This window comes from Amycolatopsis sp. NPDC000009 (genome assembly GCF_055563465.1).
Genome location: NZ_JBVHDI010000028.1, coordinates 59,380 through 81,199, shown reverse-complemented (window position 1 = coordinate 81,199; position 21,820 = coordinate 59,380). Strand labels below are relative to the sequence as shown.

The 21,820-nt window shown below is 69.1% G+C and carries 13 protein-coding genes; 10 read left to right on the top strand and 3 right to left on the bottom strand.

Annotated features, from left to right (window positions below; all coding sequences use genetic code 11):
• Positions 1-12 precede the first annotated feature (12 nt).
• From ACZ3HL_RS41145 to ACZ3HL_RS41135, 3 genes are all read left to right on the top strand, one after another.
• On the top strand, positions 13-2,355 hold the full coding sequence (locus ACZ3HL_RS41145) for a polysaccharide lyase family 8 super-sandwich domain-containing protein (RefSeq protein WP_465537184.1): 2,343 nt from the start codon (positions 13-15) through the stop codon (positions 2,353-2,355).
• Between the two features lie 62 nt (positions 2,356-2,417).
• A complete protein-coding gene (locus ACZ3HL_RS41140; RefSeq protein WP_465537182.1) occupies positions 2,418-3,566 on the top strand; it encodes an epoxide hydrolase family protein in 1,149 nt (382 codons plus the stop codon).
• 70 nt (positions 3,567-3,636) lie between these two features.
• Entirely contained in the window at positions 3,637-4,434 is a 798-nt protein-coding gene (locus tag ACZ3HL_RS41135; RefSeq protein ID WP_465537180.1) for an alpha/beta fold hydrolase, read from the top strand.
• Here the strand turns inward: ACZ3HL_RS41135 and ACZ3HL_RS41130 are convergent.
• Positions 4,427-7,132 carry an AfsR/SARP family transcriptional regulator gene (locus ACZ3HL_RS41130; RefSeq protein ID WP_465537178.1) on the bottom strand — a complete coding sequence of 902 codons (2,706 nt, stop codon included), beginning with the start codon at positions 7,130-7,132 and terminating at the stop codon, positions 4,427-4,429. The two genes, ACZ3HL_RS41135 and ACZ3HL_RS41130, sit on opposite strands and share 8 nt — an antisense overlap.
• A gap of 123 nt (positions 7,133-7,255) precedes the next feature.
• Between ACZ3HL_RS41130 and ACZ3HL_RS41125 the strand changes: the two genes are divergently transcribed.
• Positions 7,256-7,744 carry a hypothetical protein gene (locus ACZ3HL_RS41125; protein ID WP_465537177.1) on the top strand — a complete coding sequence of 163 codons (489 nt, stop codon included), beginning with the start codon at positions 7,256-7,258 and terminating at the stop codon, positions 7,742-7,744.
• Positions 7,745-7,801: 57 nt separating this feature from the next.
• Here the strand turns inward: ACZ3HL_RS41125 and ACZ3HL_RS41120 are convergent, their stop codons facing one another.
• Entirely contained in the window at positions 7,802-8,614 is an 813-nt protein-coding gene (locus ACZ3HL_RS41120; RefSeq protein ID WP_465537175.1) for an SAM-dependent methyltransferase, read from the bottom strand.
• 172 nt (positions 8,615-8,786) lie between these two features.
• Between ACZ3HL_RS41120 and ACZ3HL_RS41115 the strand changes: the two genes are divergently transcribed.
• The 5 genes from ACZ3HL_RS41115 (at position 8,787) to ACZ3HL_RS41095 (ending at position 17,027) form a co-directional block, all read left to right on the top strand.
• The gene (locus ACZ3HL_RS41115; RefSeq protein ID WP_465537173.1) at positions 8,787-10,130 is read left to right on the top strand and encodes a cytochrome P450; all 1,344 of its coding nucleotides are present in this window, start codon (positions 8,787-8,789) and stop codon (positions 10,128-10,130) included.
• Between the two features lie 76 nt (positions 10,131-10,206).
• Positions 10,207-11,256 (top strand): alpha/beta hydrolase, encoded by a 1,050-nt coding sequence (locus ACZ3HL_RS41110; RefSeq protein ID WP_465421158.1) that lies wholly within the window; start codon positions 10,207-10,209, stop codon positions 11,254-11,256.
• A 105-nt stretch (positions 11,257-11,361) separates the two neighbouring features.
• The gene (locus ACZ3HL_RS41105; RefSeq protein WP_465537172.1) at positions 11,362-13,476 is read left to right on the top strand and encodes an EAL domain-containing protein; all 2,115 of its coding nucleotides are present in this window, start codon (positions 11,362-11,364) and stop codon (positions 13,474-13,476) included.
• 219 nt (positions 13,477-13,695) lie between these two features.
• Positions 13,696-15,273: a substrate-binding and VWA domain-containing protein gene (locus ACZ3HL_RS41100; protein WP_465537170.1), complete on the top strand. Its 1,578-nt coding sequence runs from the start codon at positions 13,696-13,698 to the stop codon at positions 15,271-15,273.
• 8 nt (positions 15,274-15,281) lie between these two features.
• Positions 15,282-17,027 carry a hypothetical protein gene (locus ACZ3HL_RS41095; protein WP_465537168.1) on the top strand — a complete coding sequence of 582 codons (1,746 nt, stop codon included), beginning with the start codon at positions 15,282-15,284 and terminating at the stop codon, positions 17,025-17,027.
• Here the strand turns inward: ACZ3HL_RS41095 and ACZ3HL_RS41090 are convergent.
• Entirely contained in the window at positions 17,021-17,725 is a 705-nt protein-coding gene (locus ACZ3HL_RS41090; RefSeq protein ID WP_465537167.1) for a class I SAM-dependent methyltransferase, read from the bottom strand. The two genes, ACZ3HL_RS41095 and ACZ3HL_RS41090, sit on opposite strands and share 7 nt — an antisense overlap.
• Positions 17,726-17,765: 40 nt before the next feature.
• Between ACZ3HL_RS41090 and ACZ3HL_RS41085 the strand changes: the two genes are divergently transcribed.
• On the top strand, positions 17,766-21,695 hold the full coding sequence (locus tag ACZ3HL_RS41085) for an alpha-(1->3)-arabinofuranosyltransferase (RefSeq protein ID WP_465537166.1): 3,930 nt from the start codon (positions 17,766-17,768) through the stop codon (positions 21,693-21,695).
• The last annotated feature ends 125 nt before the right edge of the window (positions 21,696-21,820 follow it).

The window sequence follows — 21,820 nt, the reverse complement described above, 5'->3', positions numbered from 1 at the left end:
GGAGGCACTGTCATGCCCGGATTCGGTTACTTCGACAGGAGAACGGCTTTGCGGGGAGGCGCGGCAGCGGCCGCTTCGGTGGCGCTCACATCCGCCCTGGCGAGCCCTTCTTCGGCGCAGCCGGCGGCTCTGGGCTCGTCGTCCATCGTGAGCGGCTATCGCGAGCTGCAAACCGGTATCGACCGGCCGTCGGCGGAGCGCACGGCCGCGCTGGCGAATCTCGACAGGGTCGCGAAGGCGTACCACGACAGCATGACGGTCGGCGAAGGTCCACTGTGGAAGGATCTCCCGCTCGGCCCCGGCAGCGAGTTCACGACGTCGATGTACGCGCGGCTCCGCGCGATCGCCGTCAACTGGGGCACCCCCGGCGGCACGCTCGCGGGCGATCCCGCCGTCCTCGCCCGGATCAAGGGCGCGCTGGAACTGCTGTACACCAGCGATCAGTACAGCGAGAAGACCGCCGAGATCGGCAACTGGTACACCTACGAGATCGGTATCCCGCTCTACCTGCTGCACATCCTGTCGACGGTCGCCGGCGAGCTCACCCAGGACGAGCTCGGCAAGTACCTCAAGCCGGTGCTGAAATTCTCGGGCGACCCGAACCGCCGCACCAACAACCCCGGCGTCGTCGAGACCGGCGCCAACCGCGCGGACAAGTCGATGATCTCGATCGTCTCCGGCGCGATGCTGGGTGACGGCGAACGGATCCACCGCGGTGTCGGGGCGTTCACCGACGTCGAAGGCGGGGGAGCGGCGAGCGTCATCGCCAAGCTCCACCGGGCGGCGGGCGACGGTTTCCACACCGACGGTTCCTTCCTGCAGCACGATTCGGTGCCGTATCCCGGGCATTACGGGATCATCCTGCTCACCGCCGTCGCGTCCGCCATCCACGTCACCCAGGGCACGGAGTTCGCACTGCCCGCCGACGTGCGCGACGCCGCGTACGCGCTGGTCGCCGACACGTTCGCGCCGTTCGTCCACGCGGGCGCGCTGATGGAGTCCGTCCGCGGCAGGTTCCTTTCGAGGCAAGGGGAATCCGCGCACGACATCGGACACCAGCTCACCGGCGCCGTGGTCCTGCTGGCGCGGTCCGCGAGCGGGAAGCGCAAGGACGAGCTCGGCGGTCTTGCCGCGAAGTGGATCACCGAAGACACGTTCGCGCCGTACCTGGAGATCCCCGATCCCGAACGGTTCGCACCCGGGCCGGACCTCGTCGGCATCCCCGGTATCGAGTTCGCGCAGGAGCTGCTGGCGACCGGGATCCGGCCGGCGCGGACGGTCGCGACGCATCGCGTGTTCGGCCAGCAGGACCGGATGGTGCACATCACCGAAGGCTGGTCGGCCTCGCTCGGCGTCGCCTCGACCCGGATCTCGCGGTACGAGTCGATCAACTCGATGAACCTGCACGGCTGGTATGTCGGCGACGGTTCGCTGTATCTCTTCCTGCCCAAGGCGAAGGGGCACTTCACCGACGCCTATTGGCCGACGGTGGACCCGCTGCTGCTGCCCGGCACGACCACCAAGACCGGTCCGACCCCGAAACTGGAGTCGGTGCCGCTGACGAGCAAGGATCACTGCGGGGGTGTCCGCTGGGACGCGCGGCACGGCGCGCAGGCCCTGGACTTCGTTTCGCAGGACGGCACACTGACCGCCAAGAAGTCGTGGTTCTTCACGCCGTCGGGCGTGCTGTGCCTCGGCGCCGGGATCACCGACACCTCCGGCGAGCGGATCCGCACCACGATCGAGAACCGCAATCTCGGTGAGAACGGCTCCGGTGTCCTGCTGGCCGACGGTCATCTCGTCGGCGGCTCGGAGTCCTTGCGGCGCAAGCGATGGCTGCACCTGGAGAAGGTCGGCGGCTACGTCCTGCTCGACGACGCCGAGGTCACCGCGCTGCGCGAGGACCGGACGGGGACCTGGCGCGACATCGACAAGGGCGCCAACACCAAGGGCACGACCGTGCCCTACACCCGGCGCTATCAGAAGCTGGTCATCGAACACGGGGCCAAGCCCTCGAACGCGAGCTACGCGTACGCCGTCCTTCCCGCCGCGTCGGTGCTGGAGACGATCGCTTCGGCCTGGTCGTGGCGCGTACGGTCCAACACCGCGACCGTGCAGGCCGTCCGGCTCTGGGACGCGACGCTGCTGGCGAACTTCTTCGCCGCCGGCTCCGTCGACGAGGTGTCGGTCTCCGGTCCGGCGTCGGTGGCGTTCGGCCGGACCCGCGACGGCTGGCGGCTGGCCGTTTCGGACCCGACGCAGCGCCAGGAAGTCCTGCGCGTGACCGTACGGCGCAAGACAGTCGAGGTGCCGGTCAAGGACACCTTCGGCGCCACGCAGGTCGTCCGCGTTTAGTCGACTAACTGCGGGGGCCATTTAGGTCAAGAAGTGACCTGAATGTCCCCTACGGTCGCCTCATGACCGACATCGAGCAGTTCCGTATCGACATCCCGCAGTCCGATCTGGACGATCTGACCGGCCGGCTGGCCCGCACCCGCTGGCCGTCGGCGCTGCCCGGTGCCGAGTGGAGCAGGGGCGTTCCCGTCGCGTACCTCAAGGAGCTGGCCGAATACTGGCGAGACGGCTACGACTGGCGCGCGTACGAGAAGCGGCTCAACGAGTTTCCGCAGTTCACCACCGATATCGACGGGCAGCGGATCCATTTCCTCCACGTCCGGTCGCCGGAACCGGACGCGATCCCGCTGATCATGACGCACAGCTGGCCGAATTCGATCGCCGAGTTCCTGAATGTCCTGGGACCGCTCACCGATCCGCGGGCCCACGGTCTCGACCCGTCGCGGGCCTTCCACGTCGTCGCGCCGTCGCTGCCGGGTTTCGGCTTCTCGCCGTTCCCGGAGCCGGCCGACCAGCGCCCGTGGGACATCGCGCGGGTGGCGCGGACCTGGGCGGAACTGATGAGCCGTCTCGGTTACGAACGCTATGGCGCGCACGGGAACGACGCCGGAGCGCTGGTGACACCCTGTCTCGCGGTGCACGCGCCCGAGCACGTCATCGGCTCGCACATCACGTCCGGGCTCGGCGTGCCGACCGGCGATCCGGCCGAGTTCGAGGGGCTCACCGAGCGGGATCAGGCTGATCTCGCGGGGCTGTGGGAACGCTTCGCGGGCGGCAGCGAATACGCGCCGTACCTGACGAAACGGCCGCAGACGCTCAGTTTCGGCTTCCTCGATTCGCCTGTCGCGCAGCTGGCCTACCTGGTCGAACGGTTCAAGGAGTTCGACGGCTGGCCCGAAGGCACGGAGCCCGCCGAGCCGATCGACCGCGACCTGCTGCTCACCAACGCGACGTTGTACTGGCTGACCGGCACCGGCGGCACCTCGCTGTGGCCGTACTACGAGGGCGCCGCCGCGATGCCGATCGACCAGACCGTGGTGCCGACCGGTGTCTCCCACGGCGGGCCGTCCGCGCTGCGCACGATCGCCACCCGCAAGAACGACATCGTGCGCTGGGCTGATCACGAAAGCCCCAGCCATATGGTCGCGATGGCCGTCCCGGACGACGTGGTGGCCGAACTCCGGGAATTCTTCGGAAATCTCGTGAAGTGATGTCGAGCGGTGGTCGTCGGCTCCGACCCAGGGACGAAGCTAAAGTGCGAAAGACCCCTTGGAGGACCTGATGACCACCTCGTTCGAGACCGTGACCTCGGCCGACGGCACTCCGATCGCGTTCGATCGCACCGGGCAGGGCACGCCGGTGATCCTGGTCGGCGGCGCGTTCAACGACCGGACGACCGTCGCCGGTCTGGCCGCGACGCTGGCGCCGCACTACACCGCGATCGCCTACGACCGGCGCGGACGGGGCGGCAGCGGCGCTGGCGCGGTCTATTCGGTGGAGCGCGAGGTCGAGGATCTCGCCGCGCTGATCGAGCACGTGGGCGGTTCGGCGGCGGTGTTCGGGCATTCGTCGGGTGCCGTGCTGGGGCTGGAGGCCGCGGCCAGAGGCGTCGCCATGACCAGCCTCGCCGTGTACGAGCCGCCGTATGTCGTCGACGACAGCCGTACACGGCCCGCCGCCGATCTCTTCGATCGCGTCCGGGCCCTGATCGCCGACGGCGACCGCGACGGCGCGGCCGAGCTCTTCCTGGTCGAGGGAACAGGCACCCCGGCGGAGGTCGTGAAGGGCATGCGGGACGACGCGATCTGGGCGTGGTTCACCGGACTCGCCCACACACTGCCCTACGACCTCGCGCTCTGCGGCCCCGGCAACGTGCTGCCCGCGGACAGGCTGGCCAAGATCCAGGTCCCCACGCTCGTCATCGACGGCGGCGAGAGCGACGCCTGGATGCGGGCGGGCACCCGCGCGGTCGCCGACACGGTCCCCGGCGCCCGCTACGCCACCGTCGAGGGGCAGGACCACGGCGTTCTCCACCAGCCGGACACCTTGCGCGACCTGCTCACCGGATTCCTCAGGTGACGACCTTCAGTGGCTCGGGGGACAGGCCCATCGCCGCGTAGTGGTCTCGCGCGGCGCGGGTCTGTCCCAACCCGGCCAGCGCCCGGGCCTCCTGCAGCCGGTAGCCGATCCGCCTCGCCGTTTCCAGCGCGAGCCGGTGCCGGCCGAGGCCCGCCGCCGTCTCGCCGAGGGCGAGGAAGGCGGTGCCCAGGCTGTTCGCCGCCATGGCCAGCAACAGCGGATGGTTGAGCCTGGTGAGGATCGCGCACGCGCGTTCGGCCTGGTCGCGCGCGTCGCCCGGCCGGCGGGCGAGCAGCAGCGCCTCGGCGAGGTCGATCCGGCTCCACGCCTCGCCGAACAGGTAGCCGAGATCCCGCGAGGTGGCGATCGAACGCTGGATGGTCTCGAAAGCTTCGTCGAAGTGGCCGAGCCGGGCGAGGACGAGACCGAGCTGGGCTGAACTCAGGATCGTGCCGCGGTCGTCTTCGCGCAGCGCCACCGACCGCCGGGCCGACTCGAGCGCGTCGTCCAGGTCGCCGAGGACCTCCTGCGTGTTGCTGAGGTTGGTCCACAGCGTCGCGGCGGCGTCGGTGCCGCCGTCCGAGACGGCCAGGCCGTCCCGATAGAACCGGATCGCTTCGGCGTAGTGGCCGAGCATGCTGTGCAGGGCACCCGCCCGGGACAGCGCGAGCGCTTCGGCCGCACGATCGCCGGATCTCCGGACGACGTCGAGCCGCTCCATGGCGCAGTCCATCCCCTCGGTGAGCCGCCCGTTCTCCCAGCACGCCAGGGTGAGGTTCGCCAGGCTCAGCTGGATCGCGTGCGGATCCCCGATTCGGCGGGCGGCGGCGATCCCGGTCCGCGCCACGGCGAGCAACTCGTCGAGATACCCGTTCTCCCGGAGGTGTTCCGTGGTGTCCCCGGCGATCCGCCAGGCGTACTCGTCGAGACCGGCGTCGAGCGCGTGGCGCGTCACCGCGACCAGGTTCGCTCGTTCCCCGCGGTACCAGCCGGGGCCGCCACCGTCGCGGTAGTGATCGAGCAGCCTGGTCATCGCCGGGCCCGATTCCTCGTCGCGCGCGACGCTGCGGGCGTGCTCGGCGATCAGGTCGTGGAACGCGTAGCGGCCCAGCGCGGGCTGCCTGAGCAGATGCGCGTCGAGCAGGTCCTCCAGCAGCCGTTCGGCCTCGGGTTCGCCGGTGCCCGCGAGCGCGGCCGCCGCGGGTACCCCGATGTCGGTGCCGGGATTCCGCCCCAGCAAACGGAACATACGCTGCTGCGCGGCATCGAGCTCCCGATAGGACAGTGCGAACGCCGCGGCCACGTCGCGTCCGGCGACCTTCAGTTCGGCCAGCCTGTCGTGTTCGGAGCCCAGTCGCTCGGCCAGGGTCTCCACGGTCCACTGTGGACGATTCTGGAGCCGTGCCGCGGCGATCCGGATCGCCAGCGGCAGGTTTCCGCACAACGCGGCCACACCCGAATCGGGGCGTCCGGACGCGGTCGCGAACAGGGCGCCCGCCTGTTCGTCGGGCAGGACTTCGAGACTGATCGACGCGGCACCGTCCACGGCGGAGAGGCGGCGCCTTCCGGTGACCACGAGCGCGACCGTGGCGGAACCCGGCAACAACGGCCTCAGCTGTTCGGCACTCGCGGCGTTGTCGAGCACCACGAGCAATGACCGGCCCGCCGTTCTGGCGCGCCAGAGCTCGGCCCGGCGGTCCACGCCTCCGGGGAGTCTGCTCGCCGGAACGTCCAGCTGGCCGAGCAGCGCTTCGAGCGCGGCCTCGGGCGAGAGTGGTTCTCGCGCGGGGGAATGTCCGTGCAGATCCACGAACAGCTGCCCGTCGGGGAAGTCGGCGGCGAGCCGGTGCGCGACATGGACGGCGAGCGCGGTCTTGCCGACGCCGGCCATCCCGTCGACGGCCACCGGGCGGCCGAGGCGGAGGGCGTCGAGCAGACGGCCGATCTCGGCCTCCCTGCCGGTGAAATCCGGGACGTCGTAAGGGAGGAAGCAGCGCGTCTTGCCGTATTCCGGCTCGTCGCGGAGGATCCGTTCGTAGAGTTCGCGGAGCTTCGGCCCGGGTTCGATCCCGAGTTCCTCCACCAGCCGCGTCCGCGCCTGCCGGTAGACATTGAGCGCGTCGGCCTGCCTTCCTTGCTGATGCAGCGCGCGCATGAGCAGTCCGGCGAACGGCTCGCGGAGCGGGTGTTCGGCGACCAGCGCCGTCAGTTCCGCGACGGTGTCCTCCCCGGCGGAGATCTCCTCGTCGAGGCAACGCTCCACAACGGACAGACGACGCTCGTCGAGCTCTTCGGCCTCGCCGCGCAGCGCCATACTGTCCACACCGGACAGAGCCGGTCCACGCCAGCATCCGAGCGCTTCACGGAACTCGCCGCGCGAGACGTGCTCCTCGAACGAGCGCAGATCGAAGGCTCGCGGGTGCAGGACGAAGCCCGGCCCCTCGGCGGTCAGGACGTCATCGGCGGCACCCTCGGCGACGAGTGCGCGTTTCAGCGCGGTGGTGAGATTGCGGATCTGCCGGACGGCGGTGGCAGGCGGGTCCTCGTCCCAGACGACGTCCACCAGCCGTGAGACCGAGACGACGCGATCGGCGCCGAGCAGGAGCGCGGCCAGGATCCGCTCCTGCCGTGAGCCCGCCAGTTTCAGCGCCCGCGCGCCGCTGCGGCACTGCACCGGACCCAGAATCCGAAACTCCATCGCACCCCCTCCCGCGAGGTTAACCGTCCGCACGCGGGCGCCGGTGCGGAAGTGATGCAGCTGTGATGCGCCGTCCGGCGAACCTGCTGAGGACGGAATACGGGACGTGATGAGGAGAATCCCATGCGCAAGCGGTATTACGCGGCGTTGGCCGGGGTGGTCGTGGCGGCGGCGGGAGTCGCCGTGCCCGCCGCGGCGGCGGCCAGTGACCAGCGGGCGGAGACGGAGCGGCAGGCCTGCCAGCGCGCGTTCGACCGTGCGGTCTGGGAGGACATGGACAGCTTCAACAAACGCGACGAGGCTCGTTACCGGGCGATCATCCACCAGAACATGGTGACCGTCGGGCGCCGGGGTCAACTGTTCATCGGCTACGACGCCAACGTCGACCCGGTGGTCAACGAGCAGTTCAAGGTCCCGTACGAGTACAGCATGCCGTGGACGGTGACCCACACCGTCGTCGAGGACTGCAAGATGGGCTTCGCGATCCTCGACGCTTACTACAAAGTGCCGTCGCAGAACATCAACAGGCACTACACGATCAGCCTGACGCTGGTACGCGAGCACGGTAAGTGGCAGGTCATCAAGGACACCGTGACCGACGTGCTGCCCTGAGGGGGGTCGTGAGTGGTAAGGACGGTTCTAACCGTCCTTACCACTCACGAGGGTGCCTCAAGGTTTCCGGCCCACCCCGGCGTACGGCAACGCGTTGATCTCCGGGTCCTCGGACATGTCGCCGGCGCCCTGGGGGTTCCACATCGCGCAGCCGACGACGCCGGGTTCGATGACGTCGAATCCGGCGAAGAACGAAAGCACCTCGTCGTGGGTGCGGGGGATGGGGTCGTTCTGGGTGCTCTTGTACGCCTCGATGGCCTCGTCGAGGCCACTCGAGTTCGCGTCGGCGGCGACGTGCGAAAGGGCGAGGAAACTCCCGGGCGCGACCCGCTCCCGGTAGCGGGCCAGTATCGCGTGGGGATCCCACGAGTCCGGCACGAAATGCAGCAGTAGCAACATGAACAGGCCGACCGGCTGGTCGAGGTCCAGCAGTTCCCTCGTTTCTGGCGCGTCGAGGATGTCGTTGACGTCGCGGAGGTCGGCCTGGATCGCCGCGCACCGGTCGTTGCCGCGCAGCAGCAGTTTGGCGTGGGCGACGGCGACGGACTCGCGGTCGACGTAGACCACCCGGCAGGACGGGTCGATCCGCTGGACGATCTCGTGGAGGTTGCCGACGGTCGGGATACCGGAGCCGATGTCGAGGAACTGCCGTATGCCCGCGTCCACCATGTGCAGCGCGGCGCGCCGGAGGAACGCGCGGTTGAGCCGGGCGGCGTCCCGGATGCCCGGCATGATCTTCAGGATCTGGTCGCCGAGGACCCGGTCGGCCTGGAAGTTGTGGTCGCCGTTGAGCCAGTAGTCGTAGACCCGGGCGGGATTCGGCACGGTCGTGTCGACCTCGGGGGGTACCCAGCTCGGGTTCGAAGTCACCGTCGTCGCCGCCGTTCGGGTTGGGATCCGTTGGGGCACAGGAGTCTAGCGGGCTCACGGGAGCGGGCCGCCATCGTCCGATCGTGTGGATGTCCGGCGGTGGAACCCCGTCCGCGGTCCCGCGGCCCTAAAGTGGCCGGGTTCAGCGCCCAGGCACCGGGAGACGAGCACGATGGCACCACCTCCGGACGTCGCCGTCGCACCAGGCCGCTGGCCGGTGCTGGGGCATACCGTGCCGATGCTGCGTGATCCGGTGGAACTGTTGTCCTCGCTGCGATCGCACGGTGACGTCGTGCGGCTCGACTTCGGCCCGATGCCGGTCTATCTGGTCACCACACCGGAACTGGCCTGGCGCCTGCTCGCCGTCGACGCGGCGAAGTTCGACAAAGGCATCGTGTTCGACAAGATGCGGCCGTTGTTCGGCGACGGGCTCGCGACCTCCAACGGCGCCTTCAACCAGCGGCAACGACGGATGATGCTGCCCGCCTTCCAGCGAAGCCGTCTCGAGCTCTACGCCGAGACGACGATGACGAAGGCCGCTGTAGAGCTTGCGGACGCGTGGAAACCGGGCGAGGTGGTCGAATTCGACCGGTGCATGCAGGATCTCGCGCTGACCGTCTCCGGGCGCACGCTGTTCTCCACCGAACTCGGCGACGACGCGCTCACCGAGATCCAGCGATCGATCCCGATCATGCTGAAGTACGTCATGGTCAAGGCGTTCTCGCCGAAGTTCGTGGAACGCCTGCCGATCCCGGCCAACCGCGAGTTCGACGCGGCGGCCGCGCGGCTGCGGCGGGTCGTCGGCGACTCCGTCGTCCGGGCACGCGAGAAGGGCGGCGATCAGGGCGATCTGCTGTCGATGTTGCTGCTGGCCGAAGACGACGAGACCGGCGAGAAGATGACCGACCGCCAGGTGGCGGACGAGGTCATCACGATCCTCACCACCGGCGCCGAGACGACGGCCGTCGCGCTCGCGTGGTTCTTCCACGAAATCGGGGCGCGGCCGGAGATCGAGCGCCGCTTCCACGCCGAGGTCGACGAGGTGCTGGCAGGCGGGCCCGCGCGGTTCGACCACCTGCCGCGCCTGGTCTACACGCACCGGATCATCAACGAGGTCGTCCGCCGCACCCCGCCGGTGATCCTGATGCGACGGGCGCGGGAGGACGTCGAACTCGGCGGCGTGCGGATCCCCGCCGGGGCCGAGGTCGCGGTCAGCCAGCACACGCTGCACCGCGATCCGCGCTGGTTCCCCGATCCCGGCCGCTTCGATCCGGATCGCTGGGTGCCCGAGCGTGCCGCGGAGCTGCCGAAGGGTGCGTTCATCCCCTTCGGTGCCGGGGCCCGGCTGTGCCCCGGACATCAGTTCGCTCCCACGGAGATCGCGTTGGTGGCGGCGACGATCGGCGCCCGGTGGCGGCTGGAACCGGTGCCGGGCGTGAAGGTCTTTCCCAAGATCAAGGCGACGATGCAGCCGAACCGGTTGCCGATGATCGCGCGGCCGAGAACCTCGGGCTGATGGTGAACGCTCGTTCACCGCGTGTAAGGTTCATCCTCCTTCCGAGCGTCCCGATTCCGGAGAGGGTTCTGTGAGAATGCCGCTCAAACTGGCCACGGCGGTGGCCGCCTGCTGCGTGCTCCTCGGTGGTTTCCTTGTCGCGGCCCCGGCCGAAGCCGTCGACGTCCGCTGTTCCGATCTGGATCTGCCGGTCACGGGCCCGCTCGGCGAACCCGCCACGGTCCACGGCCGGTTCTGCCTGCCCGCCGGTCCGGCGCCCGACGCGGTGCAGCTGCTGGTGCACGGCGGTACCTACAACAGCGCCTACTGGGACCTGCCCTACGACCCGGATCGCTATTCGTACCAGCGGGACATGGCCGAACACGGTTACGCGACCTTCGCCGCGGACCAGCTCGGCACGGGCGGGAGCAGCAAACCGCCCAGCCTTCCGCTCTTGCTGCCGGTGCTGGCACGCTCGATGCACGAGGTGATCGGCCATCTGCGTGCCGGCCGGGTCGGTGGCACGCCGTTCGGGAAGGTCGTCATCGTCGGGCATTCGGTGGGTTCGGGCATTGTCGCGGCCGAGGCCTCGACGTACCAGGACGTGGACGGCGTGATCCTGACCGGAATGACGCATCTGCCGTCGGTCCCCGCCTTGACCCTCGGCGTGCTTTTCGGCCTGCAACCCGCGTTCACGGACGGCAGGCTCGGTTCGCTCGGCAGCGATCCGCTGTATTTCACGACGAAACCGGGAGCGCGTGCCGGACTGTTCTACGCGACGGAAAATACCGACCCCCGGGTCATCGAAGCCGACGAGGCGACCAAGGATCAGGTTTCGGTCCCGGGAATGGGAACGGTCGCCGTGTTCGGGATCGTGCTGCCCGCGACGAAAGCGATCCGGGTCCCGGTTCTCCAGGTGGTCGGATCGAAGGACGTCCTGTTCTGTGGCCTTTTCGCGCTTCGGGACTGTTCGAGCGCCGAGACGCTGCGGCCGGCGGAAGCGCCGTTCTACGGGCCCGAGGCGCAGCTTTCCACGTATGTTCTGTCCGGTGCCGGACATTCGCTGGCCTTGCATCGCAACGCGGGTGACTACCGGGACGCCACCCGCGTTTGGCTGAGGGACAAGGTGGGAGTTGCAGTACCGTAGGGTGACCACCCGATTGGATGATCGGTGAACCGTGAATACGGTTAGAGAATCGTGGAAGATGTTTCTCCACCACGGAATACGAAAGCGACCCCAGGACCGGCGGACGTGACTGCCCCACTTCCGGACGGCGATGAGTTCCCCGTATCGCCGGACGCCCCGAAGAGAACTTCCTCATCCGCATCCCCGAAGCGGAAGAACACCGCGCCGAGCCGTGCCACGCTGGCCCGCAAGTGGGCCTACCTGGTCACCGGTACGGCGTATCTTCCGTATACCCACGCGCAGATCGAAGAGCATTTCGCCGCTCTGCTGGACGAGGTCTTCGCGGCGGTGCTGAGCGAAGACGCCGAGCCCGCGCAGGCATCCGAAGCCGGCGCGCGGCTCGTGGCGCTCAGATGCGTCGGCCCGGACAGCCTCCGCCGCACGATGGAGGTACTCGGCAAGGGACTCTTGCACGAACCGGAGTTGCGGAGCGTGAAGTCTCTCCCCGAACGGGTGTTGCAGGTGCTCGGCGCGCTCGCGGCCGGTTACGGCGAGGCGTTGCGCGAGAGCATCCAGACGCAGCAAGAGGATCTGAGCCGCACCGTGGTCACGCTCGAACGCGAGACCCGGCGTGAACTGGTGCTGACCCAGGCACGCTTCGAGCAGCTCTTCACCGGTTCGGCCACCGGCGTGGCCGTCACCAGGGTCGATGGCCGCGTCCAGCGGGTGAACCCCGCGTTCGCCGAAATGCTGAACCGGCCCGTCGCGGACCTGACCGGGCTCAACCTCTACGACCTCGTGCACCCGGACGACGCCGACGGGCTGCGCGAGGGCTACCGGAAGCTGCTCGAAGGCGAGAGCCAGCGGCTCGAGCTGTCGCGAAGACTGGTGTCCGAGGACGAGGAACCGACGTGGGCCGGATTCACCGGCGCCGTCATCCGGGACCCGGCCGGCGAAGCCCAGCAGTTGATCACCCTGGTCTCCGGCGACACGGACGTCTCGTTGCTGCAACGCCAGCTGAGCCGTCAGGCTCTGCACGACCCGCTGACCGGCCTGCCCAACCGGCAGTGCTTCGGCACCCGCCTGGAACGGGCGCTACGGCACGCCGACCCGTCCTTCGGTGTCACCGTCTACCACCTCGACCTGGACGGTTTCTCCCTGATCGCGGGCGGGCTCGGCCAGAAACAGAGCGACGACCTGCTGAAGAACGTCGCCGCGAAGCTGCGGGCCGTCGTCGGCGGCGAGGACGCGCTCGTCGCCAGGATCGGTGGCGACGAATTCGGCATCCTCATCCAGAACACCGCGGCCAGCCCGGACGTCGCCACCGTCATCGGCATGATCAACCAGGAGCTCTCCGAACCGGTCTACCTCGAAGGCGGCAGCGGGGTGGCGGTCTCGGCCTGTATCGGGGTCGTGCACCGGCCACCGAGGGACATCGCGCCGAACGAACTGCTGCGCGTCTCGGGTATGACGCTGCGCCGGGCGCAGGCCAACGGCTACCGCCAGTGGGCGTTGTCCGACTCCGTTCTCGACACGAGGGAACGGCACGAGTTCGGCCTGGCCGTCTCCATGGCGGGTGCCTGGGAGACGGGCCAGCTCGAGGTCGGCTTCCGGCCGTTGACGTGGCTTGCGGACAGCAGGCCTGCGGGTATCGAGGCGAGACTCGCGTGGAACCACCCGCGCCACGGCCGGATCGGTCACGACACCTGCGTCCGCTTCGCCGACGAGACCGGTCTCGTCGTGCCGCTGGGTGAATGGCTCATCCGCACCGCCTGCGAGGAGTCCGACGACCGGCTCCCGATGGTCGTGGGACTGACCCCGCACCAGGCCGCGGACCCCGATCTCGTCGGGTCGGTGCGGACGATCCTGACCTCGACCGGGCTCGGGCCGTCGCGGCTGCGGCTGGGCTTCCCCGCCGGCGCCGTGCTCGCCGAACTCGGCGAGACGGTCGACAACCTGCATCTGCTCGCCGAGATCGGCGTGGACGCGGAACTGCAGGACTTCGGCGCGGCCGGCGATGTCGTCTGTCTCGTCGACGTGCCCGTGCGGGCGGTCCGGATCGCGCCCCGGCTGGCGGAGCGGCGGACCGAACCACTGGCGGAACGGTCGCTGCGGAACCTCATCGACACCGCGACCATGGCGGGCGCGGCGGTGATCGCGGACGGGATCGACTCGACCGGCGACGCCGGATGGTGGCAGAACGCCGGTGCCCACATCGGTGCCGGACGGTATTTCGGTTGAGCCTTTCGGCCGAACTCGCGTGATCAGAGCCGTAACTCGCGTGATTGGAGCCGTAACTCACGAGTTACGCCTCTGATCACGCGAGTTACGTGTTTGATCACGCGAGTCACGAGTTCGGTTAGGCCGTTTGCCGCAGCGGAGGGCGCTAAGTTACCCGAGGGTTGACGTTCGCGGGCGGATTGGGCAACATCCCAGGTCCTCACCCCGCACCTCGGAGGCATGCACATGCAGGTAGGCCCGAGGCGTGGCGGGCGTTTCAACGCGCCCGTCGTCGTCTTGAGCCTGTTGCTGGTGATCGCGCTCGGCGCCTGGTGGGGCGTGGACTATCTGCGGGCCCGGTTGGCGGGCAACGGTTGTGACGCCCTGACGCCGGTCGAGATCACCGCGGCGCCCGACGTGGCACCAGTGCTCACGCGGCTCGCGAAGACCGTGCCGCAGGAAGAATGCTTCAGCGTCAACGTGACCGCGAAGGAATCGGCCGCAGTCGCCGATCTGCTCGGGACCACCGCCTCCGGCGGGCCCGACGTCTGGGTTCCCGAGTCGAGCACGATGTTGTCGCAGGCGAGGGACGCCGGCGCGTGGAACCTGCCGGAATCCGGTCAGTCGGTGGCGAATTCCCCGGTGGTGCTGGGACTTTCCGACGAAACGGCGCGGCGGTTCGGCTGGCCGGGGAAAGCGCCCTCATGGCAGGAGATCCTCGATGGTTCCCCGGTCGGGATCCCGGATCCGGCGCGTGATCCGCTCGGCGTCGGTACCCTGCTCGCCCTGCGGAAGCTGACCGAGAAGGAGCCCGATCCGGCCGCGGCCTTCACCGCCGCCATGCGAAAGCTGACCCCTGCGTCGGGGCAGGCCCCGATGACCGAACAGGCGGTACTCGCGCGGAACCTGGTGGCGGCCTACCCGGGCGTCCCGGTGCAGGGGTTCGACTATCCGTATGTCGTGCTGCCCAAGGCCTCCGAAGCGTCGAGGACCGCGGCGGAACGTTTTCTGCGGCTGTTGCTCGATCCGCTCGCCGGCAGCATCTTCGCCGACGAGGGATTCCGGTCGCCCACCGGTCAGTTCGCCTTGCCGCGGGCGAAGGACAGCCGGACCGACCCGGCGCCGCAGCCGCCGGGGCCTCCGCCGGTGACGGATCTCTATGCCGCGCTCCAGGCCTGGGCGGGGACGAACCTGAGCGCGCGGGTCCAAGTGCTGCTCGACGTTTCCGGTTCGATGGCCGCCGCCGTGCCGGGGGCGGGGAAGAGCCGGATGGAGCTCACCCTGGAGGCCGCGACGCAAGGCCTCGGACTGTTCAAACCCTCCACCGAGCTGGGATTGTGGCTGTTCTCGACCAAATTGGACGGTGACAAGGACCATCGGGTCCTGCTGCCGATGAAGACGATCGCCGAGCAGAAGTCGTCGGGCGGCGTCGAGCGGCTTCAAGCCGTGCGGCCGAAACCCGGCGGGGCGACCGGGCTCTACGATTCGATGCTCGCCGCGTACCAGAACGCCAGGCAGAACTGGAAACCCGGCCGGATCAACCTGGTCGTCGTCCTCACCGACGGCCGCAACGAGGACGGCGAGACGATCGGGCTGCCGCGATTGCTGGAGGAACTGGGGAAACTCCAGGACCCGAGGAAACCGTTGCCCGTCATCGGGATCGGCATCGGGCCGGATATCGACGCGTCCGAACTACGACAGGTTTCCACCGCCACCGGCGGGGATTCGTTCACCACCCCCGATCCGAGGAAGATCTCGGACGTCTTCTACCAGGCGCTGAGCAAGATCATGTGCCAGCCGCCGACCTGCAAGAATTGAGGCGATCCGTGCTCCTCCGGGGGAAAAGACCTTCGCCGGTCACGCTCACCGCGTTGGCCGCCGGCGTGCTCCCGTTCGTCCTGCACGCGTGGGCCGCGCTGCGTGGCAGCCTCGCACAGGACGATTTCGTCATCACCTACCACGCCGCGAAGTCGGGACCGTTCGACTTCGGCTACCTCTTCCAGGACTACCACGGTCATCTCGCGCCGGGCGGATTCCTGCTCGCCGATGTGCTGACCGCGTTGGCGCCGCTGAACTTCGCCGTGCTGATGGCGCCGGTCCTGGTGATGCAGGCGGCGTCCTCCGTGCTGTTGTGGGCGGTGCTGGTGCGCTGTTTCGGGCGCCGGTGGGGGATTCTCGTCCCGTTCACGGTGTTCACGACGTCGACCTTGCTGCTCGTCCCGACGCTGTGGTGGGCGTACGCCATCCAGATCGCGCCCGTGCTGCTGGCCGCCACCGCCGCCCTCCACGCGCACGTGCGGTATCTCGCCGAAGGCGGGCGCTGGGCGATCGCCACCGTGGCCTGGACCGTGTTCGGGCTGGCCTTCTACGAAAAGGCCGTGTTCATCCCGGTGCTGATCGCCGGGATCACCGTGCTGCTCGGGATTTCCTTGCGCCGCCACCTCGTGCTGCTGGGCGTGCTGGCCGCCGTCCTGGCGGGCTACGCCGTCGTCTTCCTGGTCCTGACCACGAGTCAGGTCGGCCAGGGCGGCGGCGCGGTCACCGTCGGCACGGTCGCGGACATGACCGCCCGGATGCTCGGCGACACCTTGATCCCCGGACTCGTGGGCGGGCCTTGGTCGGGTCCGGGTCCCGGTGCGACGTTCGCCGCTTCACCCGTGGCGGTGCGGATTCCGCTGCTGCTCGCGGCGGCCGCGGTGCTGGTCTTCGGAATCCGCGTGGGCGGGCTCCGGGCCAGGAAGGCGTGGCTGCTGCTGGGGCTGGTGTTCGTGGCGGACATCGGGCTTTCGGCGTCGACGCGGCTCACGGAGGTCGGCCCGGAATTGGGCAGCGATCCTCGCTACGTCGCGGATCTGGCGCTCGTCGTCGCGCTGTGTCTCGCTTTCGCCTTCCTCGAGCCCAAACCGCTCGACCGGCCTTCCGATACCGTGGCGTCCACGGCGAAACGCCCGGTCGCCTTGGCCTTGTGTCTTGCCCTGCTCGCGAGTTCCGCCGTGGGGTTCTCCCGGCTGGCGCCCGGGCTGCGATTCGACCACTCCCGGGAGTTCCTCGCCAACGCGCGGGCGTCGATCGAACGGGATCCCGATCTCGTGCTGTTCGACACTGCGGTGCCGAACGACGTCCTGCACGGCTGGTTCGGCGAAAACGCCAGCACGTCAAGGGTGGTGGGCCTGATCCCCGGCTTCCGGTTCGACCAGCCGGCGAGCCGGATGTCCCTTTTGGACGATTCGGGCACCGCGCGGACGATCACCGGCGTGGAGCCGGTCTCCAGGGGCGTGCCCGGTCTGGTGGCGGGCTGCGGGTACGCCGTCGGCGAGCAGCTGGTCCGCGTTCCGTTGGACACCCCCGTTCTCGGCCGCTACTTGCTGCGGATCGACTACTTCACCGCGGACGGCGGCGAAGGGTTCGTGGACCGCGACGGCGCACGCGTGCCCGTGTGGTTCCAGCCCGGCCTGCACACGATGTACCTGCCGATCGAGGGACTCTTCGACAAGATCGGCTTTCAGCTGTCCGCGAAGGGAGCTCCCGTCTGTCTCGCGAAGGTCGACGTCGGCAAGCCGCTGACTCAGTAGGGGTCGTACGGGCTGTCGTGGCCGAAGACCCTCGCGACGGGTGCCAGCCGGAGCCGCAGCAGGATCTTGATCCCGACGTTGCGCAGGAACCACGGCAGTTGGGCGAGCACACGCAGTCTGTCCTTGAACGACGGCGGAGAGAGCCGGAACCGCGCCAGCGACGTCGCGCGGTCGAGATAGGTGTAGCGCCGTCCGAAGAGGACTTTCGCGATCGTGCCGAGGGTGACGCCGATCGAGGAAAAACAGTCGTGGACCAGGATTTCCCCGCCGTCCACCAGGTCGGCCGACCAGCGCAGGTCGTCGGTGTAGGTCCAGTAGTCGTGTTTGCCGTCGATGTAGAGGAGCTGGATCGGACGATCCCAGCTCGGGCGGAGCTTCGTGCTGTACTCCGCCACGAGCTCCACGACGTCCTCGACGCCCGCCTTCCGCAGGTTCGCCTCGAACCGTTGGCGTGTCGGCGATCCGCCGAACAGGCGGCCGTCGACGAACGGGTCGACGGCGACCACCCGCGCGCCGACCGTGCGGGCCGCACTGGCGAGCACGATCGTCGAACGGCCCTGGTGGCTGCCGATTTCGACGACGAGGTCGCCCTTGTCCAGCCGGCACGCCGCGTTCCACAAGGCAAGGCCCTGTTCCCGCGTCATCCAGCCCTTGACGGGTTCGGCGAGCGACCACGCTTCTTCGAAACCGTCTGTCATAGGGCGCATAGTAGCCACGTTTCCGCCTAGTATCTACCGGATGGTAACCCCCGGGGCGCTTGCGAAACGGCCGAGCACGTGGATCGTGCTGGCGCTCACCGTGCTGTCCTTTGTGCAGCGTCCCGGCAGGACGACGTTCGACACGAAACTCGATCTCGCCGTGGATCCGCTCGCCTTCCTCGGCCGGGCGCTGCACCTGTGGAATCCCCAGGCGACGGCGGGGGAGTTGCAGAACCAGGCGTACGGCTACCTGTTCCCGATGGGGCCGTTCTTCGCACTGTGCCAGGCGGCCGGGATCCCGGTGTGGATCGCGCAGCGGTTGTGGTGCGCGATCCTGCTTTCGGTCGCCTTCGGGGGCGCGCTGCTGGTGGCCCGGGCGCTGAAAATAGGGAACGAACGGACTCGGCTGATCGGAGCAGTCGGTTACGCCCTCGCGCCGAGGATGGTCACCGAAATCGGTTCGCTGTCCTCGGAGATGCTGCCCGCCGTCCTGCTGCCGTGGGTGCTGCTGCCGCTGATCCTCGCCGACCGCATCGGTTCGCCGCGCCGTGCCGCCGGGCTGTCCGCGCTCGCCGTGCTGTGCATGGGCGGGATCAACGGCGCGATGGTCGTGATGGCGCTCGTGCTCCCGGGATTGTGGTTGCTGAGCCGGAAATGGCGGAGCACGCACGTCGCGCTGGTCATCTGGTGGTTCGTCTTCGTCGTCGGCGTGGTGCTGTGGTGGTTCCTGCCGCTGGTGCTGCTCGGCCAGTACAGCCTGCCGTTCCTCGACTACATCGAATCCGCGACCAACACCACGGCGCCGATGTCGCTGTTCGAAGTGCTGCGCGGCACGAACCAGTGGGTCGCCTACGTCGTGCAAGGCACGCCGTGGTGGCCGTCGGGCTGGGCGCTGATCGACAATCCCGTGCTGATGACGGCCACCGGGCTGGTGGCCGCGGTGGGGCTGCTCGGTCTCGCGCGGCGTGGCCTGCCGGAACGCCGTTTCCTGGTGCTCGGCGTCCTGACCGGGTTGACGCTGCTGACCGTCGGCTATGTCGGCACGCTCGACAGCCCGCTGGCGGAACCGGTGCGGCATCTGCTCGACGGGCCGCTCGCGCCGCTGCGGAACGTGCACAAATTCGAGCCGGTGCTGCGGCTGCCGTTGATGCTGGCGTTCGTGCACGGCATCACGAGCGCCGCGCCCGCGCTGCGGCGAAATCTGCGGCCCGCGCTGGGCGCCGTGCTGGTGGTGGCGATGGCCGCGCCGGTATGGCTGCTGACCTTGCGGCCCGGACCGGGCTGGGACGAAGTGCCGGGATATTGGTACGACGCGATGGGGCATGTCGCCAAGGCCGACGCCACGGCGCGCACGCTGCTGCTGCCCGCGACCGGGTTCGGCGAGTACGACTGGGGCCGCACGGTGGACGAACCGGCGCAGGCCATCGCGGACAGTCCGTGGGCGGTGCGCAATCAGGTCCCGTTGGGTTCGGAGGGCAACACCCGCCTGATGGACTCCGTCGACGCCGCTTTGGCCGACGGCAGAGGGGATCCCGGGCTCGCGGCGCTGCTGGCGCGGTCGGGCTACCGGTTCCTGGTGCTGCGCGGCGACATCGACCGCGCCAGGGTCGGCGCGCCCGACTTCACGACGTTGCGGGCCGGTCTGGCGGGGTCGCCGGGGATCGAGAAGTCGGCCCAGTTCGGGCCGCTGGAGATCTTCGAAGTGAAGCGGCCGGTTCCGCTCGTCACCGCGACGTCCGCGAAGGACGTCCCGACGGTGAGCGGCGGCCCGGAGAACCTGCTGCCGCTGATGAACTCCGGGCAGCTCGACCCCGGCACGCCGACGGTGCTGACCGGCGACGGCGGCTCGCCGACCGGGCCGCGGCTGGTCACCGACGGGCTGCGGCGTGCCGAACGCAACGTCGGCGGCGTGCGGGACAACCTGAGCCAGACCCTGACGGCCGGGGAATCCGCGCGGCAGCAACGAGCCGCGCTGGACGTGTTGCCGTTTCCCGGAGAGCAACATCAGACCGTGGCCGCCTACCGGGGGATCCGTTCGGTCGACGCGTCGACGGCGGCTTCGTTCGCGGACGCGTTCGGCGGTTCGGACCCGAGCCACCAGCCGTTCGCCGCGCTGGACGGGGATCCGCGTACTGCTTGGCATTCGTCGAGTTTCACCGGTCCGATCGGCGAATGGCTCGAAGTCGAACTCGATACGCCGAGGCTGGTGAACTCGGTCGATCTCGCGATGGTCGACGACATCCGGGTCGGCTGGCCGCCGACCCGGATCCGGATCACCACGGACAACGGTTCCGTCGATCACCAGGTCGTCCGGGGTGCGGGGGCGCACACCTACCCGGCGCCCGCGGGGGTGACGCGCAAGGTGCGGATCACGTTGCTTTCGCTCGTGGTCGGCAGGCAGGACGGCAACGTCGGGATCTCGGAACTGAAGATCCCCGACGTCGACCCGCAACGCGCGCTCGAAGTCCCCGCCGACCTCGGCCCCGGTGCGGCTCCGGGCTTCGCGTTCACCCGGGGCCCGCAACCGCGTTACGCGTGCGTGCCCGACGGAGGACGCGTCCGCTGCGATGCCAACGCGGGCCGCGACGGTGAAGAACCGGACGGCATCCGGCGGCTGTTCTCGACGACGTCGCGGAGCGCCTACGAGTTCGGCGGCACCGTGCTGCCCGCGGTCGGCGGCCGGTTCCCGGTGGCCCTGCCCGGCGTGCAGGTTTCGGCGACTTCGCAACTGGGCGGGGATCCCTCGGCGAGCGGCTTCGCCGCGGTGGACGGGAATCCGGCGACCACGTGGCTGCCCGACGTCACCGATCTGCGGCCGACGTTGACCCTGGACTGGGCGAAACCCCAGACGATCTCGGGGATCCGCGTCGCCGCCGACACGGCCGCGCCCGCGCGGCTGGAACTGACCACGCCGACGTCGAGCCGTTCCGTGGAACTCGACTCCTCCGGCGCCGCGACCTTCGCCCCCTTGGAAACCTCGCAGCTGAAGATCGCGTTCGCCGGTCTCGACGACGACCAGCGGACACGGCACTCGCTGGGCATCGGGAGCCTGTCCCTGACCGGTGCCGAACTTCCCGCCCCGGCCTCGGAATTCACCCTGCCGTGCGGATCGGGTCCGAACGTCCGCCTGGACGGCTTCGACTATGACACGTCCGTGCGCGGCACCCTCGCCGATTTCGTCGCACACCGGCCGCTGACGCTCTCCGCGTGCCCTGATTCGGCGGGCGGCGTCGACCTGGCGGCTGGTGGACACGAACTGCGGACCGACCGTTCCGAGTCCTTTGTGGTCCAAGACCTCTGGCTGAAGCCTGTCGGGCGGGTTTCTGGAGTCGCCGGACACCGTGCCGTCACCGTGGACTCCTGGGACGCGACGTCCCGCTCGGTCACCGTCGCGGGCGGCGACGAGTCCATTCTGGCCGTTCCGGAGAACGCGAACGCGGGCTGGACCGCTTCGCTGAACGGGACTCCGCTGGTGAAGACACGCGTCGACGGCTGGCAGCAGGCGTGGATCCTGCCCGCCGGCTCCGGCGGTGTCGTACAACTGGAGTTCACCCCGGACTGGAAGTACCGCTCCGGCCTGCTGATCGGGGCGGTCGCGATCCTGCTGGTGCTGATCGGCGCCCTGTGGCCGGTCCGGCGGCGACGTATTCCGGTGGAGGCGGGCTCCGGGCGGGTGGTGCCGATGGTGCTCATCGGCCTGCTGGCCGTCCTGGGCGGGATGCTGCCGATCGTGCTGCTGATCGCCGTCTTGCTGGCACGGCAATTCAGCGAACGCGCGCCGCGCTACCTCGCTTTCGGCGGCATGGTCGTGGGAACGCTCGTCGCGGTGGTGGGACGGCTGCTGGGGCACGGGCAGGAGTGGGCTTACGGTCCGGTGACGCAGGCTTCGCTGCTGCTGGCGGCGGCGGCGATGGTGGCGACGTGTGTGCCCTGGTTCGCTGGACGCGAGCCCGAAGGTGACAGAACGTGAGGGGTGTGTGGAAATAGGGACGTTGAATGTCCCTATTTCCACACACCCCCGCTTCACCGGACCGGTCACGACATGAACCTGCGGTTTCTGTCGGTGGCCGGGTTCAAGCTGATCAGGTGCGAAGA

What these genes read in the sequence shown, in the direction of transcription:
- ACZ3HL_RS41130 (WP_465537178.1), bottom strand. Translation starts at nt 7,132, where the DNA reads ATGGAGTTTCGGATTCTGGGTCCGGTGCAGTGCCGCAGCGGCGCGCGG.
- ACZ3HL_RS41115 (WP_465537173.1), top strand. Translation starts at nt 8,787, where the DNA reads ATGGCACCACCTCCGGACGTCGCCGTCGCACCAGGCCGCTGGCCGGTG.
- ACZ3HL_RS41135 (WP_465537180.1), top strand. Translation starts at nt 3,637, where the DNA reads ATGACCACCTCGTTCGAGACCGTGACCTCGGCCGACGGCACTCCGATC.
- ACZ3HL_RS41085 (WP_465537166.1), top strand. Translation starts at nt 17,766, where the DNA reads ATGGTAACCCCCGGGGCGCTTGCGAAACGGCCGAGCACGTGGATCGTG.
- ACZ3HL_RS41110 (WP_465421158.1), top strand. Translation starts at nt 10,207, where the DNA reads ATGCCGCTCAAACTGGCCACGGCGGTGGCCGCCTGCTGCGTGCTCCTC.
- ACZ3HL_RS41100 (WP_465537170.1), top strand. Translation starts at nt 13,696, where the DNA reads ATGCACATGCAGGTAGGCCCGAGGCGTGGCGGGCGTTTCAACGCGCCC.
- ACZ3HL_RS41140 (WP_465537182.1), top strand. Translation starts at nt 2,418, where the DNA reads ATGACCGACATCGAGCAGTTCCGTATCGACATCCCGCAGTCCGATCTG.
- ACZ3HL_RS41090 (WP_465537167.1), bottom strand. Translation starts at nt 17,725, where the DNA reads ATGACAGACGGTTTCGAAGAAGCGTGGTCGCTCGCCGAACCCGTCAAG.
- ACZ3HL_RS41145 (WP_465537184.1), top strand. Translation starts at nt 13, where the DNA reads ATGCCCGGATTCGGTTACTTCGACAGGAGAACGGCTTTGCGGGGAGGC.
- ACZ3HL_RS41125 (WP_465537177.1), top strand. Translation starts at nt 7,256, where the DNA reads ATGCGCAAGCGGTATTACGCGGCGTTGGCCGGGGTGGTCGTGGCGGCG.